Annotated in this window: 15 protein-coding genes; 8 read left to right on the top strand and 7 right to left on the bottom strand. The window is 61.7% G+C overall.

Translation table 11 applies throughout. The features are described from left to right. Positions 1-42 precede the first annotated feature (42 nt). The 7 genes from DLM85_RS26055 to rpsF all read right to left on the bottom strand — a co-directional run bounded on the left by DLM85_RS26055 (position 43) and on the right by rpsF (position 9499). A complete protein-coding gene (locus tag DLM85_RS26055; RefSeq protein WP_243636013.1) occupies positions 43-666 on the bottom strand; it encodes a TM2 domain-containing protein in 624 nt (207 codons plus the stop codon). Between the two features lie 273 nt (positions 667-939). Next, positions 940-3507, bottom strand: coding sequence for a replication restart helicase PriA (priA, locus tag DLM85_RS17155; RefSeq protein WP_111479342.1), 2568 nt, complete (start codon positions 3505-3507; stop codon positions 940-942). Positions 3508-3795: 288 nt separating this feature from the next. Beyond that, positions 3796-5850: a thioredoxin domain-containing protein gene (locus DLM85_RS17150; RefSeq protein WP_111479341.1), complete on the bottom strand. Its 2055-nt coding sequence runs from the start codon at positions 5848-5850 to the stop codon at positions 3796-3798. A 90-nt stretch (positions 5851-5940) separates the two neighbouring features. Further along, positions 5941-8172, bottom strand: a complete 2232-nt coding sequence (locus tag DLM85_RS17145; protein WP_111479340.1) for a GSCFA domain-containing protein — start codon at positions 8170-8172, stop codon at positions 5941-5943. Positions 8173-8396: 224 nt separating this feature from the next. Beyond that, the gene (gene rplI, locus DLM85_RS17140; protein WP_111479339.1) at positions 8397-8840 is read right to left on the bottom strand and encodes a 50S ribosomal protein L9; all 444 of its coding nucleotides are present in this window, start codon (positions 8838-8840) and stop codon (positions 8397-8399) included. 29 nt (positions 8841-8869) lie between these two features. Then, positions 8870-9121 (bottom strand): 30S ribosomal protein S18, encoded by a 252-nt coding sequence (gene rpsR, locus DLM85_RS17135; protein ID WP_078012240.1) that lies wholly within the window; start codon positions 9119-9121, stop codon positions 8870-8872. 3 nt (positions 9122-9124) lie between these two features. After that, positions 9125-9499, bottom strand: a complete 375-nt coding sequence (gene rpsF, locus DLM85_RS17130; RefSeq protein WP_078012241.1) for a 30S ribosomal protein S6 — start codon at positions 9497-9499, stop codon at positions 9125-9127. A 465-nt stretch (positions 9500-9964) separates the two neighbouring features. On the opposite strand from rpsF, the gene DLM85_RS17125 reads away from it, so the two are divergent. The 8 genes from DLM85_RS17125 (at position 9965) to DLM85_RS17090 (ending at position 21484) form a co-directional block, all read left to right on the top strand. Next, complete coding sequence (locus tag DLM85_RS17125) at positions 9965-11221, top strand: cytochrome c3 family protein (RefSeq protein WP_243636011.1); 1257 nt, start codon at positions 9965-9967, stop codon at positions 11219-11221. Positions 11222-11358: 137 nt separating this feature from the next. Beyond that, positions 11359-14427: a TAT-variant-translocated molybdopterin oxidoreductase gene (locus DLM85_RS17120; RefSeq protein WP_111479337.1), complete on the top strand. Its 3069-nt coding sequence runs from the start codon at positions 11359-11361 to the stop codon at positions 14425-14427. A 28-nt stretch (positions 14428-14455) separates the two neighbouring features. Continuing rightward, entirely contained in the window at positions 14456-15910 is a 1455-nt protein-coding gene (nrfD, locus tag DLM85_RS17115) for an NrfD/PsrC family molybdoenzyme membrane anchor subunit (protein ID WP_243636009.1), read from the top strand. After that, entirely contained in the window at positions 15903-16427 is a 525-nt protein-coding gene (locus DLM85_RS17110; protein WP_111479336.1) for a DUF3341 domain-containing protein, read from the top strand. Before nrfD ends, DLM85_RS17110 begins: the two co-directional genes overlap by 8 nt. Continuing rightward, the gene (locus DLM85_RS17105) at positions 16427-17149 is read left to right on the top strand and encodes a c-type cytochrome (protein WP_111479335.1); all 723 of its coding nucleotides are present in this window, start codon (positions 16427-16429) and stop codon (positions 17147-17149) included. Before DLM85_RS17110 ends, DLM85_RS17105 begins: the two co-directional genes overlap by 1 nt. A gap of 2 nt (positions 17150-17151) precedes the next feature. Next, complete coding sequence (locus DLM85_RS17100) at positions 17152-18483, top strand: quinol:cytochrome C oxidoreductase (RefSeq protein WP_243636007.1); 1332 nt, start codon at positions 17152-17154, stop codon at positions 18481-18483. Positions 18484-18526: 43 nt separating this feature from the next. Then, entirely contained in the window at positions 18527-19600 is a 1074-nt protein-coding gene (locus DLM85_RS17095) for a cytochrome c oxidase subunit II (RefSeq protein WP_111479334.1), read from the top strand. A gap of 24 nt (positions 19601-19624) precedes the next feature. Further along, positions 19625-21484 carry a cytochrome c oxidase subunit I gene (locus tag DLM85_RS17090; RefSeq protein ID WP_111479333.1) on the top strand — a complete coding sequence of 620 codons (1860 nt, stop codon included), beginning with the start codon at positions 19625-19627 and terminating at the stop codon, positions 21482-21484. The last annotated feature ends 61 nt before the right edge of the window (positions 21485-21545 follow it).

Below are 21545 nucleotides of genomic sequence, written 5' to 3'. Positions count from 1 at the left end.
GCCAGTGCAGCCGGGGCTTTTTGTTGGGTCAGGTGCGGGACCTTAGAGGGTTTTGGCGTAGCTGCCGTTCTTCGGCTGCAGGCCACCCGTCAGGATGCGCACGAAGTCGATGATAACCAGCACGAACAGGGCAATGGCCGGGATGATCAGGAAGCTGGTAACCGCCAGGGCAATGTAGAGGATGCCGCGGCCGGTGTAGCCCAGGTAGAAGCGGTGCACGCCCAGACCGCCCAGGAAGAAGCAGAGCAGGGCAGCGGTCAGCTGGCTTTTGCCCGAAGCCATCGGCGAAGCGGCGTTGGCCTTCTTGGCGGCTTTGTGCATAGCCTTCAGCGTAGCCTTGGCTTCTTTGATTTCAGCGCGCGTCGGGGCGGCTTTGGCTTCGGCTACCGACGAGGCTTTGGCGGCCTGCGTGTGGGCGGCGTAGGTGCGGGCCGTGTGGCGCTTGGCGGCTACGGGAGCGGCGGCGGTCGAGGCCGTCAGGTCGGCGGCGGGGGCAGCGGCTTCGGCGGCCGGAGCAGCAGTTTCGGTTACGGGTTCAGCCTTTACCGCGGCGGTGTAGGTGGCACCGTAGGGCGCCGCGTTACGGAACGTGTAGCTTTCCTTGCTGCACGAAGCGAGGGTGACAACGGCCAGAGCGGTGGCGAAAAGGGAGGAGAACTTACGCATTGGATGTGGTTGGAAAGGGAAGAAAAAGAGGAATGAAAAAGCCGTTAAGTCAATTTTAGCTGGTAGAGTTACCAAAACTTGGGGGCAATATAGAATGAAATATTGCACGTTAAACCATGATTGAATTAAAGTTTATATCACATAAAAGGGGGATGGGGCCACGGCAAGGCCTGAAATTGGCGAAATAAGCGGTGAGTTTTTTAATACAAAAAGCCCCGGGCCCGACCAAAGAGGTAGGGCCCGGGGGCGTTCAGCTTATTAAATCCTAAGCAGTTACATCGGGTCCACATCGGCCACGAAACGGGCCTGCCGGAAGTCCTTGTCGTCGCGCATCAGGTTCAGCGCCTCCAGAATCTGGGCTTTGGCGTGCTTGAGCACGGTATGCTCGCGGCTGAGCTTGATGGTAATTTCCTGCAGGTAGAAGTTGCGGATGCGGAAGATGTAGGGCGCTTCGGGCCCCAGCACGGCGTCGCGGCCCAGGCGCTCCACCAGCTCCTGGGTGAGGCGCACGGCCGCGTCGAGGGCCACGCGCTCCTCCACGTGCTTCACCGTGAGCTTGATGACGCGGGCAAACGGCGGGTACATATGCTCGCGGCGCTGGGCAATTTCGTACTCGTAGAAGGCTACGTAGTCGTTGCGCATCACCTTCTCGAAAATCTGCTGCTGCGGGTCGCCGGTCTGGATGATGACCTTGCCCTTCTTGCCCTTGCGCCCGGCCCGGCCGCTCACCTGCACAAACATCTGGTAGGCCCGCTCGTGCGCCCGGAAATCGGGGTAGTGAATGATACTGTCGGCGTTGATAATACCCACCAGGCTCACATTGCCGAAGTCCAGGCCTTTCGTGACCATCTGCGTGCCCACCAGCACGTTGGTGCGCTGCTGTTCAAAGTCGCTGATGATCTGCTGGTAGGCGTTTTTGGCGCGGGTCGTGTCCAGGTCCATGCGCTGCACCAGGGCGTCGGGCAGCATCAGCTTCAGGTCGTCCTCGATGCGCTCGGTGCCGAAGCCGATGGCCTTGATGGCCCGGGAGCCGCAGGCCGGGCACTCGCGCGGCATCTGGTCGTGGTGGCCGCAGTAGTGGCAGCGCAGCTCGTGGGCGAACTTGTGGTACGAGAGGCTCACCGCGCAGCTCTTGCACTTCGGAATCCAGCCGCAGTCCAGGCAGCTGATGAAGGGGGAGTAGCCGCGGCGGTTCTGGAACAGAATCACCTGCTCGCCCTGGCTGAGCTTGCCCTCGATGGCGGCCGTCAGCTCGGGCGTGAAGTGGTGGGTGGGCTTTTTCTGGCCCGCCTGGGCATTGCGCCGGGTGTCAATCAGCTCGATGTCGGGCAGGCCGGCTTCGCCGAAACGCTTGGTGAGCGAAACCAAACCCCAGCGGCCGGCGCGGCACTGGTAGTAGGTTTCCACCGACGGCGTGGCCGAGCCCAGCAGCACCTTGGCGCCCTGGAAGGTGCCCATCATCAGCGCCACCTCGCGGGCGTTGTAGCGCGGGGCCGGGTCGTACTGCTTGTAGCTCGATTCGTGCTCCTCGTCGACGATGATGAGCGAGAGGTTGTCGAAGGGCAGGAACACGGCCGAGCGCACACCCACCACCACCTGGAAGCGGCCCGACAGCACGCCGTTCCACACTTCCACCCGCTCGTTGTCGGAGAACTTCGAGTGGTACACGCCCAGGCGCGAGCCAAACACCCGCATCAAGCGAGTCACAATCTGGGCCGTGAGGGCAATTTCGGGCAGCAGGTAGAGCACCTGCCCGCCGCCTTCCAGCGCCGAGCGGATCAGGTCGATATAGATTTCCGTCTTGCCCGCGCCCGTCACGCCGTGCAACAGCGTGATGTCCTTCTGCCCAAACGAGTCCATGATCTGGTCGCGAGCTGCGGTCTGGGCTTCGCTGAGCTGGAAGGGCATCTGATTCCGGTCGTTTTCATCGAGCGGAAAGCGCGACACAATCTGGTCGAACTGCTCCAGCACGCCGTTTTTGATGAGCGTGTTGACGGCCGAGGGCGAGAGGTGCGGGCTGCTGGTCAGCGCCGCTTTCTCAATACCGCCGTGGTTGAGGTGCTCGTTTTGGTACACCGGCACGCGCTGAATGTAGCGCATCAGCACGTCGAGCTGCTTGGGCTTCGCGGCCAAGCCTTCGAACAAGCCTTCCAGCGCCGCCTCGGCCACGAAATGGTGGGCCAGGCGCACTTTCTTCACCACCTTAGGCGCGTACTTATCGGCAATATGCTCGAACAGAAAGATAACGTCCTTCTGAATCAGCGACTTGATGACCTTGTGGAAGGAGTTGATTTCCAGGATTTCGCCGACCTCCGAAAACGTCAGCGCCTTGCCTTCCACCTTGTCCTCACCCGCGCCCAGCGCGGCCACGATTTTCTCTTCCTGCTCCGTCAGCGGGTAGGGCGTGCCTTCGGAGAGGTACTGCGGGTGCAGCTGCACCCGGGACTCCGAACTGAGCTTCAGGGCCGAGGGCAGGGCCGCGTTGATGACCTCGCCGAGGGTGCAGAGGTAGTAGTCGGCAATCCAGCGGAACAGCTTCAGCTGGGGCTGCGTCACCACCGGCGCGTCGTCGATAAACTCCAGGATGTACTTGGCCTGATAGTCCTTGGGCGGCGTCTCGTGCACCGCCGCCACGATGCAGCTCAGCGTCTTCTTGGCCCCGAACTGCACCAGCACCCGCCCGCCGATGACGACCTGGTCGTTCAGCTCGAAGGGCACGCGGTAGGTGTAGAGCTTGGGCAGCGGCAGGGGCAGCACCACGTCGGCAAACAACGTGACGCGGTCCGCAGGCGCGGCGCTGGGCTCGTCGGCAGGAAGGGCAAAGAGGTGAGTCTGGGACACGGTAGGGCAGGCGGCGAACCACAAAGATAGACCGCAGATGGCAGTGATGATCCGCTGATAACAGGGATACCCGGCAGTCAGTTACCGCATGAAAGCATGGCTATTTCAGCATGTTGCAACGGGTCAGGTCGTTGTAACCTCTTGTAGACCCGCGCCATAGCGCGGGCCTCGTGGTTACGTCTCCGTTCGCGTCGTTGAGGCGAGTAACGTTTTGGAGGAGCCGTCCAGCGTCACCGTTCAACGAAGCCCGCGCTATGGCACGGGCCTACGACGCGCAGGTTCGCGGGTTTATTCCGGTAGCTTGGCCGCCTGCAGCTGCGCCAGGGCCTCGGCCACGCTTGTTACCGGCCGCTGGCAAGCGTGATTGTAGCACACGTAGATGGTAGTCTGCCCACCGACGGCCCCGCGGCCCTGCAGCAGCGGCAACTCGCTCTGCGCGGTGGTGCCCGCCAGCACAGCATTGGGCAGCAAGTGGCGGCTCAGTTCCCGCCGAAATTCCTCCGCCTCCGGCCCGACAATAGCCACTTCGGCTAGGGGGGCGAGCAAACTCAGGTACAACGACGCCCAGCCGGCCAGGTGCTGGGGCTCTTTCACGGTCAGATCCTGCGCGGCGGCCAGCATAGCGGCGGCCCGCTCGCGCCACTGCGCTACGTCGAGCAGGGTGCCCAGGCGCAGCAGGTTGTGGGCCATGATGGAGTTGGAGCTGGGAATTACGTTGTCGAATAGCTCCTTTTTGCGCGCAATCAGCGCCTCGGCAGTGGCGTCGGTGTAGAAGAAGTGGGGCTCGGTCGGGTCGTGGAAGTTCCGGAGCACGTACTCGGTCAGCTCCCGGGCGCGCTGCAGCCAGCTCTCGGTGAAGGTGGCTTCGTAGAGCGCCGTGTACGCGTCGATGAGCAGGGCGTAGTCTTCCAGGAACGCCGGGATGGTAGCGCGGCCATGCTTGGTAGTGCGCCACAGCCCGCCGCCGGCCCGGCGCAGGTTCTGCTCGATGAATTCGGCGTTCTGCAAGGCCAGCTGCAGGTAGTCGGGCTGGTGGAAGGCACGGTAGGCGTCCACCAGGCCGCGCAGCAGCAGGGCATTCCAGCCGGTCAGGATTTTATCGTCGAGGCCGGGGCGCACGCGCTGGCTGCGGTAGGAGAGGAGCTGCTCACGCCAGCCCTGCACCAGCTCGGCCACCACGCCGGGCGTGAGCTGGTGGGCCTGGGCAAAGTCGTGGTCGGAGTGGCGGCGGTGCAGGATGTTGCGGCCGTGCTCCCAGTTGCCCACGGCCGTGCAGTGGTAGTAGTCGGCGGCCAGCGGGGCTTCGTCGCCCAGGGCCGCGCGCAGCTCGTCGAGGGTGAAGACGTAGAACTTGCCCTCTTCGCCCTCACTGTCGGCGTCGAGCGAGGCGTAGAAGCCGCCCTCGGGGCTGGTCAGCTCCCGCCGCAGCCAGGCCACGGTCTGGGCCACCACGTCGCGGTACAGCTCGTCCTGGCTGAGTTGATAGGCTTCGGCGTACAGACTGAGCAGCTGCCCGTTGTCGTAGGCCATCTTCTCGAAGTGGGGCACCAGCCACTCGGCATCCACGGAGTAGCGCGCAAAACCGCCGCCAACCTGGTCGTAGATGCCGCCCCAGGCCATTTCGCGCAGCGTCAGCTCGGTCTGGCGGCGTGCGGCGTGGTTGCCGGTCAGCGCGTGGGCGCGCAGCAGAAAGCGCCAGATGACGGGCATAGCAAACTTCGGGGCCTTGCCGGTGCCGCCCAGCGTGGTATCAAAGCGTTTTTCCAGGCTGCCCAGCAGCTTCTGCCACTGGCGGCGCGACAACCCCGCGGCCGCCGTCTGCACACCGTACTTCTCCAGGTCGCTGGCCCGCAGCACCCGCGCAAAATCCTCCGCCGACTTGTCAAGCGCCGGCCGGTGCTCCGCCGAGGCGTAGGCGTTGGACACCTGCTGCAGCAGCTCAAACCACTGCCGCGGCGGAAAGTAGGTGCCCCCGTAGAAAGGCTTGGCTTCGGGCGTCAGAAACACGTTCAGCGGCCACCCTCCGCCGACGCCCATGGCCTGCACGGCGTCCATGTAGACCTGGTCCACATCAGGCCGCTCCTCCCGGTCCACCTTGATGCACACAAACCGCTCGTTCATCACCCGCGCAATCTGCTCGTGTTCAAACGACTCGCGCTCCATCACGTGGCACCAGTGACAGGCCGCGTACCCGATGCTGACCAGAATCGGCTTCTGCTCGGCGCGGGCCCGGCTCAGTGCCTCCTCTCCCCAGGGAAACCAGTCGACGGGGTTGTGCGCGTGCTGCAGCAGGTAGGGGCTGGATTCGTGAGCGAGGCGGTTGGGCTGGGCGGTAGTAGTCATGAGCAGCGGGGCAAGGCAGATAAGGCAAAGCTGGTACGAGCAATGCCGTAAAAACAGTAAACCCGGCCGCGTGGGGCCGGGTTTGACTGATTAGCTGGCGGCGGGCTCGTCGGGCTTGCGGCGCGGCGGGCGGCTGTGTTTTTTCGGCGCGGCCGGGGCCGCTTCGGCGGCTGGTGCTGCTGGCGCCGGTTCCGGCGCGGCCGGAGCCGGAGCCGGAGTCGAGGCCGCTTTAGCGGCCGGCTTGCGGCGCGGGGCTGCTTTCCGCCGAGGAGCCGGGGCCGTCGTGGCCGATTCCGCGGAGGCGGGTTCGGCCGCCACGGGCTCGGGAAGAGCAGGCAACGCCGGCGGCTCGGGGGCCTCAGGCAGCGGCAAGGCAGCCACGGTGGCATCCACAGCCGACGTGGCTTTGCTGGGTTTGCGCGGGCTGCGGCTGGGGCGCGGGCGCTTGGCCGGTGGCGTGCCGGCGCCGGGCGCCGGGCCTTCAGCCGTTTCCGGGGCCGCTGAAGCTGCGTCCTGCGGGGCTCCAGTAGTCGGCGCTGCCTCCGCGGGCGCTACGACTGCCGGTTCCGCCGTGGGCTCTACCAATATCGGCTCGGCAAAGGTCGGCTCCGCAACAATCGGCTTCTCAACGGCCGCCATTTCTGCGGGCACGGGAACAACGACTGCTTCCGGCTCCGCAGCCGGACCCGGCGTGAGAACGGGTAGCTCCGGCGAAGGAACTGCCGGCTGATCAGCGTATAGCGCAGGTTTTTTTCGCTTCGAGCGGTTACGCCGCTTGGCGGCGGAAGAGAGGGTAGGGGCATCGGCCGCGGGCAGCTCTACCGGCGGCAGCGGCGGCTCCGGTTCCAGCAGCTCAGCCGCGTCGAATGCCGGCTCCACTGCTGCTACCGCTTCGGGTACCGTAGCCGGGGCAGTAGCCGCACTTTCCGGGGCAGGCAGCAGCTCGGCCGATTCGGCCTGCGCACTCGTGCTGAAGGCCGCGTCAGCGCCCTCAACGCCAGCTGCCGCGGCTTCTTCCGCTGCCGAGCGGTTCTTTTTCTTGTGCTTACGGCCGCCGCGCTTGCGTTTGCGGCGTTTGCCGGCGCCCGGCTCACCCGGCAGGGCGGCCTCGGCTTCGTTGCCGCTTACTGCCTCGTCGATGTCCTCGTCATCCGCTTCGTCGTCGGCTTCCTCCGCCGACAGGATTTCCGCCCAGGTCGGCTCGGCTACTTTCGGCGGCACTTCCTCCGTGGGTTCCACCGCCTTCGGGGCGGCGGGCCGCAGGGCGGCGTCTTCGTAGCCCACGTCGATGCGTTCCTCCCCGTCGTCCACATCCTCCGATTGCGCCGGCGGCAGCGGGGTCGGCAGCGCGTTGAGCCGGTCCTGCACGTCGAGCAGCTCCAGGCGCACGTCCACGTGTTGGCGCAACAGCAGCTCAAGGCGGCGCTGGGTTTGCTCCAGGAACTCGCGGTGTTCCGGCGCGCCCTCGTGCAGCGGCCGGTGGTTCAGCGCCCGCTGAATGCCCTTCCATTCCTGCGCAAACTGCTTGAAGCTCGGCTCGAAGTAGACTCCGGTGAATTTCTCCCACACGTACTGCTCCGCCGCGTTGGAGGGATGAATCATGTCGTCCCCGTAAAAGCGGTAGTCGCGCAGATCATCCAGCAGCAGCTCGTAGGCCGGGAAGTAAGAGGCGCCGGGCAGCAGCTCGCTCAGGTAGTGGCAGGCCACCCGCAGCACCGATTTGCTGACCGCGTTCAGCGGCAGCGTATCCTTCAGGTGCCGCACGGGGCTCACCGTCAGCACCAGCCGCAGCTGCGGGTTCTGCTGCCGCAGCAGGGCATACGCCTCCGTCACGGCCGATACGATTTCCTCCGCCGTCAGCAGCTCCTTCTCGAAGCGGTCGGCGGGCACCTTGTGGCAGTTGTTGACCACCTCACCGGTGTCGCGCAGCCGGTAGGCGAAGGCCGTGCCCAGCGTCCACACCAGCACGTCGGCGCGGCGGGCAAAGGCGGCCGTTTCGCGCACGGTTTCCTCGATGCGCTCCAGCAGGGCCGGAGGGGAGTCGGCGCCTACGCTGGCGTGCAGGTCATAGCTCTGCCAGCGGCCCCGGGCTTCCACCAGGTGCTGCTGCCAGTCGGTGTCCTCACCGGCCACGGCGCGGAGCAGCCGCGCGGCGGCCAGCGGGTTGAAAACAGTACCGAACGGGTTGACCAGCGTCCGGACCTTGTGGCCGGCCAGCTGGTCCCCGATGACGTCGGAGAAACACGACCCGATGGTGAGTACCCGCGCCCCCTGGGAGAGGGGCTGCGCGGCGGGTCGAAGGGATAATTCAGTGCGAAACATTAGCAAAAACAGTCCTGGCGGCGGCAACCCGGCAGCCAACCTACGCAACGGCAGGCGGAAGGCCAAATGCGGCGCCGACGCGGCCAAGGGCCAGCGGCACCGCCGGGGCGGGTTGCAGATAAAGCAGCGTACGCGCTTCCGCCTACGCAAGCTAAGGCTTATAAGACAAAAAAAGCCCTGCCGGGGAAGGCAGGGCTTTTCGAAGGCGTACAAATAGCCGCTGATTACTCAGCAACCACGTTTACGCGGATTTTGTGCTTCACCTCGCGGTGCAGGTCGATGCTGGCAGTGTACTCGCCTACGCTCGAGGGGTCCGAGTCAAGGCTGATGCGCTTGCGGTCTACGTCGAAGCCTTTGGCTTTCAGCGCTTCGGCAATCTGCAGCGTGGTCACGCGGCCGAAGATCTTGCCCGAATCACCCACCTTGGCGGGGATGTCGATGCTCAGGTCACCGATGCGGTCGGCCAGGCCTTGCGCGTCACCTTTGATCTTGTCAGCCTTGTGCGACGCCTGGCGTACGTTTTCAGCTACGATTTTCTTGTTGGTCTTGTCGGCTACTACGGCCAGACCCTGGGGCAACAGGTAATTGCGGCCGTAGCCGGGCTTTACCGTTACGACGTCGTTCTTATAGCCCAGGCCTTTTACGTCGTCTTTCAGGATAACTTCCATCTTGCGGAGTCGTCGTTAAGGGTAATGGACTATTTCAGCTGGTCAGCCACGTAGGGCATCAGGGCCAGGTGACGGGCTTTTGCCACGGCCTGAGCCACTTTGCGCTGGAATTTCAGGCTGGTGCCCGTGATGCGGCGGGGCAGAATGCGGCCCTGCTCGTTCACGAACTTCAGCAGGAAGTCCGGGTTTTTGTAGTCGACGTAGCGGATGCCAGCTTTCTTGAAGCGGCAGTACTTGGTGCGCTGCTCCTGCTTGTGGATGCGTTCGTTAGCGAGGCTCATCGGTTACTGGGCTACGGCTTCGGTTTGCTTTGCTTTCTGCGAGTTCAGTTCGCCCTTGCGGCGACGCTCGTTGTAAGCCACGGCGTGCTTGTCGAGCACCGTGGTCAGGAAGCGGATTACCCGCTCGTCGCGGCGGTAAGCCAGTTCCAGCACGTCGATTGCGCCAGCCGGAGCGGTGAATTCTACCAGGTAGTAGTACCCGGTCGATTTTTTCTGAATCGGGTAGGCCAGCTTGCGCAAGCCCCAGTTTTCCGTATTCAGGAGGTCGGCGCCATTTTCCTTAAGCACCTGCGTGAACTTCTCGATCGTCTCTTGAACCTGCGCGTCGTTGAGGACGGGCGTCAGTACGAAGACGGTCTCATAGTTTCTGTTAGCCATTGCGGAACAGAGAAAAAGTAAGTGAGACGATGAATGAGCCGGCAAAGGTAAGGCTTTTACCAATTCGACCGACCGGTTGCCAAGAAATATTTCCCTGAACTGGTTTGGCAAGCAATTGACTTTCAACCCGCAATCTGCGCTTCGCGTAGGGAGGAGCATGACGAAAGCAAGCCGGAGAATTGATGAGCAGTTGGATGTTTCGGAGTTGGTTCCGCCTGCACGCAGCAGCATTTGTTATTATAATAAGGTGTATAATAGGTTTTTTTAGAATCGTTCTAAGTAGATGGAATAGGCCGAAAATTAGCCAGCCTGGTTTGTTCTCTGGCGTTCCTAGGCTACATTTGTGGCCCTAAAGCACGCTGCTTTTACGTTTTTCCAGCACGTTTTGCAATGAGTAGCTACCGACTACGCTCTTTTTCACACTGGCTTCTTGCTCTGTTCCTGACGTTTACTGCCGTCGGCCAAGTGGCCGCGCAGGATGCCGCCACGGTGAGCAAAGAAGGTGTGACGCCCGGGGCCACGGCCGCTGCTGCCCCCGCGGCAGCCGCTGGCAGCGCCGCCGGAGCTGGCAGCGCCGAGGCCATAGCCGCCGGTGACGCCCTGTTTAAAGGCAACTGCGCCCAGTGCCACGCCGTCAACGACGTGGTCGTTGGTCCGGCCCTGTCCGGCATCGACAAGCGCCGCCCGCTGCCCTGGATCATCAAATGGGTGAAGAACTCCAGCAAGATGGTAGCCAGCGGCGACGAGTACGCGGTGAAAATCTTCAACGAGTACCAGAAGCAGCAGATGCCCAGCTTCGCGCTGAGCGACGCCGAAATCACCTCCATCGTGGCTTACGTGAAGTCGGAGGAAGGCAAGGGCGGCGGTGCTACTGCAAAGACTGACGGCGGCACGCCTGCCGTTGATGGCCAAGCACCGACTACTGGTGACGACGCCGCTTCCGGCAAGTACGTCAACGTGGTGCTCATCGTCCTTATTGTGGTGCTAATTGTGCTGGTGGTAACGCTGGTTATCATCGCCAACATCATGAAGGACGTGCTGCGGGGCCGCAAGGACCTCGACGGCCGCGACGTGGAAATTCTGGACCAGAAAACCGACTGGATGGGTGTCCTCAAGTCGGGCTGGTTCAAAGGCATCGTGGGCACGCTGTTCGTGCTGGTTGTCCTTTACGAATCCATCCAGGGCATTATGGCCGTGGGCCTGACCCAGGGCTACCAGCCCGCGCAGCCCATTGCCTTCTCGCACAAGCTGCACGCCGGGGAGCACCAGATCAACTGCGCCTACTGCCACACCTCGGTGTACAAGAGCAAGTCGGCTAACATTCCGTCGGCTAACATCTGTATGAACTGCCACTCGCAGATCAAGACGACCTCGCCGGAAATCAAGAAAATCTACCGCGCTATTCAGCGGCAGCAGCCGATCCAGTGGGTGCGTATCCACAACCTGCCGGACCTGGCTTACTTCAACCACTCGCAGCACACGCAAGTTGGTGGCATCGAATGCCAGACCTGCCACGGTCCGATCCAGAACATGGACGTGGTGTACCAGTACTCGGCCCTGACCATGGGCTGGTGCATCAACTGCCACCGCGAGACGCCGCTCAACACCAAGGGCAACGGCTACTACGACAACCTGGTGAAGCTGCACAACGAGGCTAACGCCGGCGCTCCGTTCACCGTGTCGTCGAACGGCGGCACCGAATGCTCGAAGTGCCACTACTAATAGGTTGATTGGAACTCAGGAGGCGCTGGCCTAGCTCGGCGCCTCCCGTTCCGCTTTCACGTCGAAACAGAGAAAAACTTGGGCCCTGTGACGGCCGCTTATACGTCACCGCGCAGTCCCTAAGTACCCATACACACATGCAAGAGTCGCCTAAGTACTGGAAGGGAATCGAGGAGCTCGAAAACTCGCCGGAGTTTCTGCATAACGCCCTGAGCGAGTTCGGCATCCCCATGAAGGAGAGCCGTCCCTCGTCGGACGATACGGTAGCTCCGCGCCGCGACTTCCTCAAGCTGATGGGCTTCGGCCTGGCTGCTGCTACGCTGGCCAGCTGCGAGGCGCCGGTGCGCAAAGCCATTCCGTACCTGAACAAGCCCGAAGAGGTTGATCCGGGTATTGCCAACTTCTACGCCTCGACCTACTTCACCGGTCAGGACTACAACAGCGTGCTGGTGAAGACGCGCGAAGGCCGTCCGATCAAGCTCGAAGGCAACCCCGAGTCACCGGTTACGCGCGGTGGTCTTTCGGCCCGCGCCCAAGCCTCGGTGCTGAGCCTCTACGACGGCGCCCGCCTGCAGTCGTTTGCCATCAACGGCAAGGCGGCTGACAAGGATAAAGTCGACCAGGAAATCCGCACGCGTCTGGCTTCGGCCGGCCGCATTGCCATCGTGTCGCACACGATTATCAGCCCGAGCACCAAGCGCGCCATTGCCGACTTCGCGGGCCGCTTTGCGGGCGTGGAGCACGTGCAGTACGACGCCAACTCGGTGTCGGCCCTGCTGCGCGCCAATGGTGGTGTAGTGCCGGGTTACGACTTCAGCAAGGCTTCGGTTATCGTGAGCCTGGGTGCCGACTTCCTCGGCACCTGGATTTCGCCGGTAGAGTACGCCGCGCAGTACATCGTGAACCGCAAGGTTTCGTCGGAGAAGCGCAGCATGTCGCGCCACATCCAGTTCGAGACGAACATGTCGCTGACGGGTTCCAACGCCGACGTACGCGCCGCGGTTAAACCCTCGCAGATGGGCACCATCGCCCAGCAGCTGTACAACGCAGTGGTGAGCGGCACCATGCCCGCCAAGCCGGCCGATCCGAAAAAGGATATCATGGCCAACGCGCTGTACCTGGCTGCCTCGGAACTGAAAGCGGCCGGCAACGGCGGTCTGGTGGTTTCGGGCTCGAACGACGCCAACGTACAGGCTCTGGTAGCCGCCATCAACGCTTCGCTGGGCACGGCCGCCATCAACGCCGCCGCTCCCTCGTACGTGCGTCAGGGCGACGACCAGCGCATGGCCAACTTCGTGAATGGTATCGGCAACTACGGCGCCGTTATCTTCTACCACGCCAACCCGGTGTACGACCACCCGATGGGTGACAAAGTCGCCGCAGCGCTGGCCAACAAAGGCCTGGTGTCGATTTCGTTCAACCACACGGCCGACGAAACCGGCGCGCTCTGCCAGTACCAGTGCCCCGACCACCACTGGATGGAGTCGTGGAACGACTACGAACCCAAGCGTGGCTCGCTGAGCCTCTCGCAGCCGGTAATCACGCCGCTGTTCAAGACTCGTCAGGCGCAGGAAAGCCTGCTGACCTGGGCCGGCAACCCCAACACCTACTACAACTACCTGCGCAACAACTGGCGCGGTATCCTGGGCGGTAACTTCCAGGCCGGTTGGGACAAGGCCGTGCACGACGGTGTAGCTACGGGTACGCTGCTGCCGGCTCCGGCCGCGCAGTTGGCCCCGGCTGGTCAGGCTACGGCTCCGACGGCCAAAACCGGCGGTATCGAGCTGGCCATCTACGAGAAAGTAGGCCTCGGCGACGGTTCGGAAGCCAACAACCCCTGGCTGCAGGAACTGCCCGACCCGGTATCGAAAGCTACCTGGGGCAACTACGTGACGGTGCCGCGCGCCATGGCCAAAGAGAAAGGCTGGGAGCAGGGCGACGTGGTGAAAGTAACCGCCAACGGCAAATCGGTGGAGTTGCCGGTGCTGATCCAGCCGGGTCAGGCGCAGGGCACCATCGGCATTGCCCTCGGCTACGGCCGCACCAAAGCGGGCATGGTGGCCGACAAAGTAGGCGCCAACGCCTTCCCGCTGGTGTCGCTGGCCGACAACGCTCTGAACTACGTTGCTACGGCGACGATTGAAGCCACCGGTTCGCGCGAGCCGCTGGCCCAGACGCAGACCCACCACACCATCATGGACCGCAAGCCGGTGGTGCAGGTCGCAACGCTGGAGCAGTACATTAAGAACCCCAAGGAGGTAACCGAGTACGACAAGATTGCCACGCCGGAAGGCCTGGAGAAACCCAGCAAGGTTTCGCTGTGGCAGGACTACGAGTACAAGAACCACCACTGGGCCATGGCCATCGACCTGAACTCGTGCATTGGCTGCGGCTCGTGCGTGGTAGGGTGCCAGGTGGAAAACAACATTCCGGTGGTCGGCAAGCAGGAGGTTATCAACCGCCGCGAGATGCACTGGATGCGTATCGACCGCTACTACAGCTCGGAAACCCACAAAGACTCCTTTGAGGACAAGGGCAAGCTGTCGACTTACGCCCTGATGGAAGACCCCTCGGACAACCCGCAGGTTATCTTCCAGCCGATGATGTGCCAGCACTGCAACCACGCCCCCTGCGAAACGGTGTGCCCGGTACTGGCTACCACCCACAGCACCGAAGGTCTGAACCAGATGACCTACAACCGCTGCGTGGGCACCCGCTACTGCGCCAACAACTGCCCGTACAAAGTGCGTCGCTTCAACTGGTTCTCGTACTACTCCAACGAGAAGTTCGAAAGCGTGAACGGCCATATGTTCACCGACCTGGGCCGCATGGTGCTGAACCCCGACGTGATGGTGCGCGCCCGCGGCGTTATCGAGAAGTGTTCGATGTGCGTGCAGCGCATTCAGCTCGGCAAGCTCGAAGCCAAAAAGCAGAAGCGTCGCCCGGTCGACGGCGAGGTGGTAACCGCCTGCGCCCAGTCTTGCCCGACGCAGGCCATCGTGTTCGGCGACCTGAAAGACCCGAACTCGCGCGTAGCCCAGATCTGGCGCCGCGAAGACGGCGAGCGGGGCTTCAAAGTCCTCGATGCCGTGAATACGCAGCCCAACGTTACGTACCTGACCAAGATCCGTAACAGCGCCACCAGCGAGTTTTTCGCGCCTGAGGTGGAGAAAGCCGAGAAAAAGGCCGAGCCCCACAACGCCTAAGTCAACACGAACCAATTAACCAACCAATATGCAGCACGTTTCGCCTGTACGCATACCGCTCGTAACCAGCGGGAAGACGTACCACGACGTCACCGAGGACGTGTGCCGCCAGGTGGAGGCCAAGCCGAACATCCGCTGGATGGCCGCCTTGAGCGTCGCCCTGTTTTTCCTTGGTGTATTCCTCTACTCGGTATACCGCACGCTGTGGTACGGCATCGGGGAATGGGGTCTGAACAAAACCGTTGACTGGGCCTGGGACATCACCAACTTCGTGTGGTGGGTCGGTATCGGCCACGCCGGTACTCTGATTTCGGCCGTACTGCTGCTGTTCCGCCAGAAGTGGCGGACCTCCATCAACCGCGCGGCCGAAGCCATGACCATCTTCGCCGTAATCTGCGCGGCCATGTTCCCGGTACTGCACATGGGCCGCCCCTGGCTCGCATTCTGGGTGCTGCCGCTGCAAAACACGTTCGGCTCGCTGTGGGTGAACTTCAATTCGCCGCTGCTCTGGGACGTATTCGCTATTTCGACCTACTTCTCGGTGTCGCTGGTGTTCTGGTACACCGGTCTGGTGCCCGACTTTGCTACCATTCGTGACCGTGCCAAGGGCCCCATCGCCCGCCGCGCCTACGCCCTGCTGAGCTTCGGCTGGAAGGGCGGTGCCAAGCACTGGTCGCGCTACGAAACGGTGTCGCTGATTCTGGCTGGTGTTTCGACGCCGCTGGTACTGTCGGTACACACCATCGTATCGATGGACTTTGCTACCTCGGTGGTACCGGGCTGGCACACGACCATCTTCCCGCCCTACTTCGTGGCCGGCGCTATCTTCTCCGGCTTCGCCATGGTACTCACGCTGATGCTCATCACCCGCGTGGTATTCAAGCTGGAAGATTACATCACGCTCGAGCACATCGCGCTGATGAACAAAATCATGATGATTACGGGCTCCATCGTGGGTGTGGCCTACATCACGGAGTTCTTTATCGCCTGGTACTCGCAGGTGGAGTTTGAACAGTACGCCTTCATCAACCGCGCCACGGGACCCTACTGGTGGGCTTACTGGTCGATGATGACCTGCAACGTGATTTCGCCCCAGCTGGTGTGGATCCGCCGCGTGCGCTACAGCATTCCGATGACCTTCATTCTGTCGATCATCGTGAACATCGGGATGTGGTTCGAACGCTTCGTAATCATCGTAACGTCGCTGCACCGCGACTACCTGCCGTCGAGCTGGGCTATGTTCTCGCCCTCCATCATCGACATCGGCATCTACGTGGGTACGCTGGGTCTGTTCTTCACCCTGTTCCTGCTCTTCGCCAAGTTCTTCCCCGTGATTAACATGGCCGAAGTAAAATCGATCCTGAAATACGGTGTGGACAACGGTCCGACCTACGGTGGCCCCAACACGGGCGCCCAACAGTCGGCCTACCGCCCCACCGGCGCTCCTGCCTCCGCCCCCGTAAACTACAACAAGCATGACTAAGCGTTACGCGCTCGGCATCTTCGAGGACGAAGACGTGCTCCTGCACGCCATTGAGAACGTCCGTGCTGCCGGCGTAAAAATCTACGACGTTTTCTCGCCCTACCCGGTGCACGGCATCGACGACGCGCTGGGTATCGAACGCTCCCGTCTGCCGATTGCCGCCTTCTTCTATGGCATGTGCGGCCTGTCGTTTGCGCTGTGGATGCAGATTTACATGCTGGGGTTTGACTGGCCGATGATTATCGGTGGCAAGCCCCACATTGGTCTGCCCGCGTTCATTCCGGTGTCCTTCGAGCTGACGGTACTCTTCTGCTGCCACGGCATGGTGATTACCTTCTACACCATCAGCGGCCTCTATCCCCGGATGAAAGTGCCGGTGATGGATGTGCGCTCGACCGACGACAAGTTTGTCATGGCCATCGAGCTCAAGGAAGATTCCGATCTGGGCAACCTGACCCAGCTGCTGCGTGCCAACGGGGCTTCCGAAGTGAACGAGAAAGAAATGACCAAAGAATAATGACGCACTCCTTTAAATACGGCGTCCAGGCTTCGGCCATTCTGTTTGCTTCGGTGCTGACTACGGCCTGCAACGACGCCAACAACCCCGGTCTGGAATACGCGCCGCAGATGTACGAGTCGCTCCCGTACGACCCGCTGCGCCAAGTTGATGCCAACACGGTGAACCCGATGGGTATCAACGAGCGCACCCCGGCGGTGGGCACGGTGCCCCGCGGTAAGCTCAACTACTTCTCGCACGTCGGCAAGGACAGCGTGGGTATTGCGGAGCGCGTGCTTCGCAATCCGCTGCGCTACACCAAGGCCAACCTTGAAGAAGGCAAAGTCCTCTACACCCGTAACTGCCAGCACTGCCACGGTGAGCAGGGCGACGGTCAGGGCCCGGTAGGGGTGAAGTTCAAAGGCGTTCCGAACTACGCCACGGGGGCTTACGCCACCATGAACGATGGTCACATCTACCACGTCATCCAGTGGGGCAAAGGCCGCATGATGCCGCACGGCTCGCAGGTCAACCCCGAGGAGCGGTGGAAGATTGCCATGTACGTTCGCGTGTTGCAGAAGGGCAAAGGCCCCGATGGCGTGAGTGAACTGGCACAATCGGACCTCCAACCTTCGGAGAAAACCAATCCTGAAAACACCGCTCCGCTCGGTCAGGCGCAAGCCGACAAGGCTTCGGAAACCCCGGGCCAGGGCGACCAGGCTCGTAACGGCTCGGCTCAGTAATTATGGCAGCAACGCATCATCATCATGAGCCGATTTCGGCGGAGTTCCTGGAGCTGTCCGCTTCGGCTCGTCGTCGGTTCATCCTGTTCATCGTCGCCGGGGTCGTATTGATGGCCATCGGTCTGATTGCCTCGGCCATGGGTTGGGGCGCGGGTCACCACGAAGTAGCCGGCGCGGCCCACGGAGCCGCCGCTGAGCACGGCGCCGGGGCTTCGGCCCACGGTGGGGAGCATGCCCCCATCTGGCTGCGCCGCCTGTTTGCTTCGCTCTGGCAGAGCAACGTGTTCTTCCTCGGCATCTCGGCCGTCGGCACGGTGTTCGTCGCTATTCACACGGTAGCCTACGCCGGCTGGTCCATCATGGTCCGCCGCATTGCCGAAGCCTTCAGCGCCTGGATTCTGCCCGGTGGCGTTATCATGCTGATTGTCTTCTTCGCCAGCGGCCACAACCTGTTTCACTGGCGTACCGAAGGCATCATGGATCCGGCCTCGCCGAACTACGACGCTATCATCGCCGGTAAAGCCGGCTTCCTGAACCTGGGCTTCTACGTAGCCCGCATGGTGATTTTCATCGCCATCTGGTGGTTCTTCTCCAAGCGCCTGCGCGACCTGTCGCTGCAGGAAGACCAGATCGGTGGTACCGGTTTCTGGGACAAGAGCATCAACGTATCGGCCATGTTCCTGGTGCTCTACGCCGTGTCGTCGTCGATGTCGGCCTGGGACTGGGTGATGTCGATTGACACGCACTGGTTCTCGACCATGTTCGGCTGGTACGTCTTCGCTTCGTGGTGGGTATCGGGCATTGCCGGCATCCTGCTGACGGCCATCTACCTGAAGCAAGCCGGTTACCTGCGCTTCCTGAACGCCAACCACCTGCACGATCTGGGCAAGCTGATGTTCGGCTTCAGCATCTTCTGGACCTACGTATGGTTCTCGCAATTCATGCTGATTTGGTACGCCAACCTGCCGGAAGAAGCTGTGTACTTCAACCAGCGCCTCGGCGGTTTTGATGGCAAGTACACCTGGCTGTTCTTCTTCAACCTGATCATCAACTTCGCCTTCCCCTTCCTGGTGCTGATGACCCGCGACGCCAAGCGTCAGATGATCATGCTCAAGATTGTGGCGACGGCGGTGCTGATCGGCCACTGGTTGGACTTCTACATGATGATCATGCCCGGAACGCTTCAGGGCGACAGCGGGTTTATCATCGAGATTGGCACGGGCCTCGTGTTCCTCGGCGGCTTCCTGCTGCTGATGACCAAGCGCCTGTCGCAAGCTTCGCTGGTACCGGTAAATCACCCCTTCGTGGAGGAAAGCGTGCATCACACCACGTAAGCTTCGCGCTGTTCGGACGACTGACTTTCACAACGTACAACTAATGATTGCTCTCGGTATCCTGCTGGCGCTGGTGCTTCTGCTGGTCGTTTTCGGCCTCCTGTTCCGGCTCCAGATTCTCACTTCCATTTTCTCGGGTAGCTACGTGCGCCAAATTGGCCTCAGCAACCGGGTAAATGCCATCTTGATGTTGGTATTCATGGTGGTCGGTATGGCGGCTTTCGCCTACTCCTTCATCGCCAACTTCGACAAAATGAACCCGCCGATTGCGTCGGTGCATGGTCTCCACACGGAGCGCATGTTCTGGATTACGATGATCATCATTGGCATCGTGTTCGTGTTGACGCAAGTGGCCCTGTTCGTGTACTCGTACAAGTACCAGTACCGCGAAGGCCGCCGCGCCTTCTTTTACTCGCACAACAACAAGATCGAAGTTATCTGGACGGTTATTCCGGCCATCGTAATGGCAGGTCTGGTGTTCGGCGGCTGGAAGGAGTGGACCAACATCATGGGTCCGGCCCCGGCCAACTCGGTCGAGCTCGAAATCATGGGCAAGCAGTTCAACTTCCTCGTGCGCTACCCCGGCCGCGACGGTAAGCTGGGCCCGATCAACTACCGCCTGATCGACGCGACCAACGAATTCGGTTTCAACCTGAACGATCAGCGTAGCCTCGACGACTTCACCGCCGGTGAGGTGCACGTACCGAAAGGCGTGCCGGTGCTGCTGCACATTCGTTCGCGCGACGTGCTGCACGCGGTGTACTCGCCCCACTTCCGGGTGCAGATGTACGCCGTGCCGGGCATGCCGACCAAGTTCTGGTTTATCCCGACCAAGACGACCGACGAAATGCGGGCGCAGACGGGCAACCCGAACTTCAACTACGAAATTGCCTGTAACCAGATCTGCGGCCGTGGTCACTTCGCTATGAAGTCGACCATCATCGTGGAAGAACCGGACGACTACGTAGCTTGGTACGCCCAGCAGAAGTCGTTTGCTGAACAGAACCCCGACGTACTGGCGGCCTTCAAGAACAAGAAGACGCCGGTGATTGAAGAGGTGCCCGCCGCTACCACGGCTGCGCCTGCTGCGACGGAAAAGGCTCAGGCCGCCCTCTAACGTAACCTAACGCACGCTTTTCTGATGGCTGCAACTAATATTCCGACGGGCGGGGCCCACGCGCAGGAAGCGCCGCACGTGCAACACCACGCCGCCGGTGACCACCACGACGAGCACGACCACCACGACCAGCATTGGCTGTTCAAGTACGTCTTCAGCCAAGACCACAAGTGGATTGCCAAGCAGTTCCTGATTTCGGGCATTGTCTGGGCATTCATCGGTGCCACGCTTTCGACGCTGTTCCGCATTCAACTCGGCTGGCCCGAGGCGCAGCTGACCTGGCTGGAGCCGCTGCTGGGCCGCTGGGTGGAAGGCGGTAAGCTCAATCCCGAATTCTACCTCGCCCTGGTGACCATGCACGGCACCATCATGGTGTTCTTCGTACTGACGGCAGGTCTGTCGGGCACGTTCTCGAACTTCCTGATTCCGCTGCAGGTGGGGGCCCGTGACATGGCTTCGGGCTTTATGAACATGCTCTCGTTCTGGTTCTTCTTCGTGGCCGGCGTTATCATGTTTATCTCGCTGTTCCTCGAAACCGGCCCCGCATCCGCTGGCTGGACAATTTACCCGCCGCTGTCGGCCCTGCCCCAGGCCATTCCCGGCTCGGGCGCCGGCCAGACGCTGTGGCTGGTATCGATGGCGCTGTTCATTGTGTCGCAGCTGTTGGGTGGGGTGAACTACATCACCACCATCATCAACCTGCGCACGGCCGGCATGTCGATGGCCAAGCTGCCGCTGACCATCTGGTCGTTCTTCCTGACGGCCATCCTGGGTCTGCTCTCCTTCCCGGTACTGTTCTCGGCGGCGCTGCTGCTGATCTTCGACCGTTCGTTCGGCACCTCGTTCTTCCTGTCCGACATCTACATCGGTGGTGAGGCGCTGAACCACGTGGGTGGTTCGCCCATCCTGTTCCAGCACCTGTTCTGGTTCCTGGGTCACCCCGAGGTGTACATCGTAATCATGCCCGCCATGGGTATCGTGTCCGAAGTACTGGCCACGAATGCCCGCAAGCCCATCTTCGGCTACCGCGCCATGATTGGCTCGCTGATCGGTATTTCGCTGCTCTCGTTCGTTGTGTGGGCTCACCACATGTTCGTAACCGGCATGAACCCCTTCCTCGGGTCGGTGTTTATGTTCCTGACGCTGATTATTGCTGTGCCTTCGGCCGTGAAGACCTTCAACTGGCTGGCCACGCTCTGGCGCGGTAACATCCGCTTCACCGCCGCCATGCTGTTTGCTATCGGCTTCGTGTCGCTGTTCGTGTCGGGCGGTCTGACGGGTATCATCCTGGGCAACGCGGCGCTGGACATTCAGATGCACAACACCTACTTCGTGGTAGCTCACTTCCACTTGGTAATGGGTTCGTCCGCCTTCTTTGGCATGTTCGCCGGGGTATACCACTGGTTCCCCAAGATGTTCGGCCGCATGATGGACGAGAAGCTCGGCTACGTGCACTTCTGGCTGACCATCCTGGCTGCTTACTTGGTGTTCCTGCCGATGCACTACGTGGGTATTGCCGGCTTCCCCCGCCGCTACTACGCTTACACGGCTTATGAGTCGTTCAACCAGTTCGGGGACCTGAACACGTTCATCTCGATTGCCGCCATCATGGCGTTCTTCGCGCAGTTCATCTTCCTCTTCAACTTCGTGTACAGTATCTTCCGCGGCCGCCGCGCTACGGAAAACCCCTGGAACTCGACGACCCTGGAGTGGACGACGCCGGTGGAGCCCGGCCACGGTAACTGGCCCGGCGCCATTCCCGCCGTGTACCGCTGGCCCTACGACTACAGCAAGCCCGGTGCGCCCGAAGACTTCATTCCGCAGCACATTCCGTACTCGCAGACCGTTTCGTCGAACCTGCCGTACGAAAAAGAAATGGAATAGTCCTGAACGGACAAACCTCTGGAGAAGGAGCCCCAAAAAAGGGGCTCCTTCTTCTTTTTCA

The organism is Hymenobacter edaphi (genome assembly GCF_003258365.1).
GTDB classification, from domain to species: domain Bacteria; phylum Bacteroidota; class Bacteroidia; order Cytophagales; family Hymenobacteraceae; genus Solirubrum; species Solirubrum edaphi.
This window is presented reverse-complemented; position numbering and strand designations above follow the sequence as displayed.

What these genes read in the sequence shown, in the direction of transcription:
- DLM85_RS26055 (WP_243636013.1), bottom strand. Translation starts at nt 666, where the DNA reads ATGCGTAAGTTCTCCTCCCTTTTCGCCACCGCTCTGGCCGTTGTCACC.
- DLM85_RS17150 (WP_111479341.1), bottom strand. Translation starts at nt 5,850, where the DNA reads ATGACTACTACCGCCCAGCCCAACCGCCTCGCTCACGAATCCAGCCCC.
- DLM85_RS17145 (WP_111479340.1), bottom strand. Translation starts at nt 8,172, where the DNA reads ATGTTTCGCACTGAATTATCCCTTCGACCCGCCGCGCAGCCCCTCTCC.
- rplI (WP_111479339.1), bottom strand. Translation starts at nt 8,840, where the DNA reads ATGGAAGTTATCCTGAAAGACGACGTAAAAGGCCTGGGCTATAAGAAC.
- rpsR (WP_078012240.1), bottom strand. Translation starts at nt 9,121, where the DNA reads ATGAGCCTCGCTAACGAACGCATCCACAAGCAGGAGCAGCGCACCAAG.
- rpsF (WP_078012241.1), bottom strand. Translation starts at nt 9,499, where the DNA reads ATGGCTAACAGAAACTATGAGACCGTCTTCGTACTGACGCCCGTCCTC.
- DLM85_RS17120 (WP_111479337.1), top strand. Translation starts at nt 11,359, where the DNA reads ATGCAAGAGTCGCCTAAGTACTGGAAGGGAATCGAGGAGCTCGAAAAC.
- nrfD (WP_243636009.1), top strand. Translation starts at nt 14,456, where the DNA reads ATGCAGCACGTTTCGCCTGTACGCATACCGCTCGTAACCAGCGGGAAG.
- DLM85_RS17110 (WP_111479336.1), top strand. Translation starts at nt 15,903, where the DNA reads ATGACTAAGCGTTACGCGCTCGGCATCTTCGAGGACGAAGACGTGCTC.
- DLM85_RS17105 (WP_111479335.1), top strand. Translation starts at nt 16,427, where the DNA reads ATGACGCACTCCTTTAAATACGGCGTCCAGGCTTCGGCCATTCTGTTT.
- DLM85_RS17100 (WP_243636007.1), top strand. Translation starts at nt 17,152, where the DNA reads ATGGCAGCAACGCATCATCATCATGAGCCGATTTCGGCGGAGTTCCTG.
- DLM85_RS17095 (WP_111479334.1), top strand. Translation starts at nt 18,527, where the DNA reads ATGATTGCTCTCGGTATCCTGCTGGCGCTGGTGCTTCTGCTGGTCGTT.
- DLM85_RS17090 (WP_111479333.1), top strand. Translation starts at nt 19,625, where the DNA reads ATGGCTGCAACTAATATTCCGACGGGCGGGGCCCACGCGCAGGAAGCG.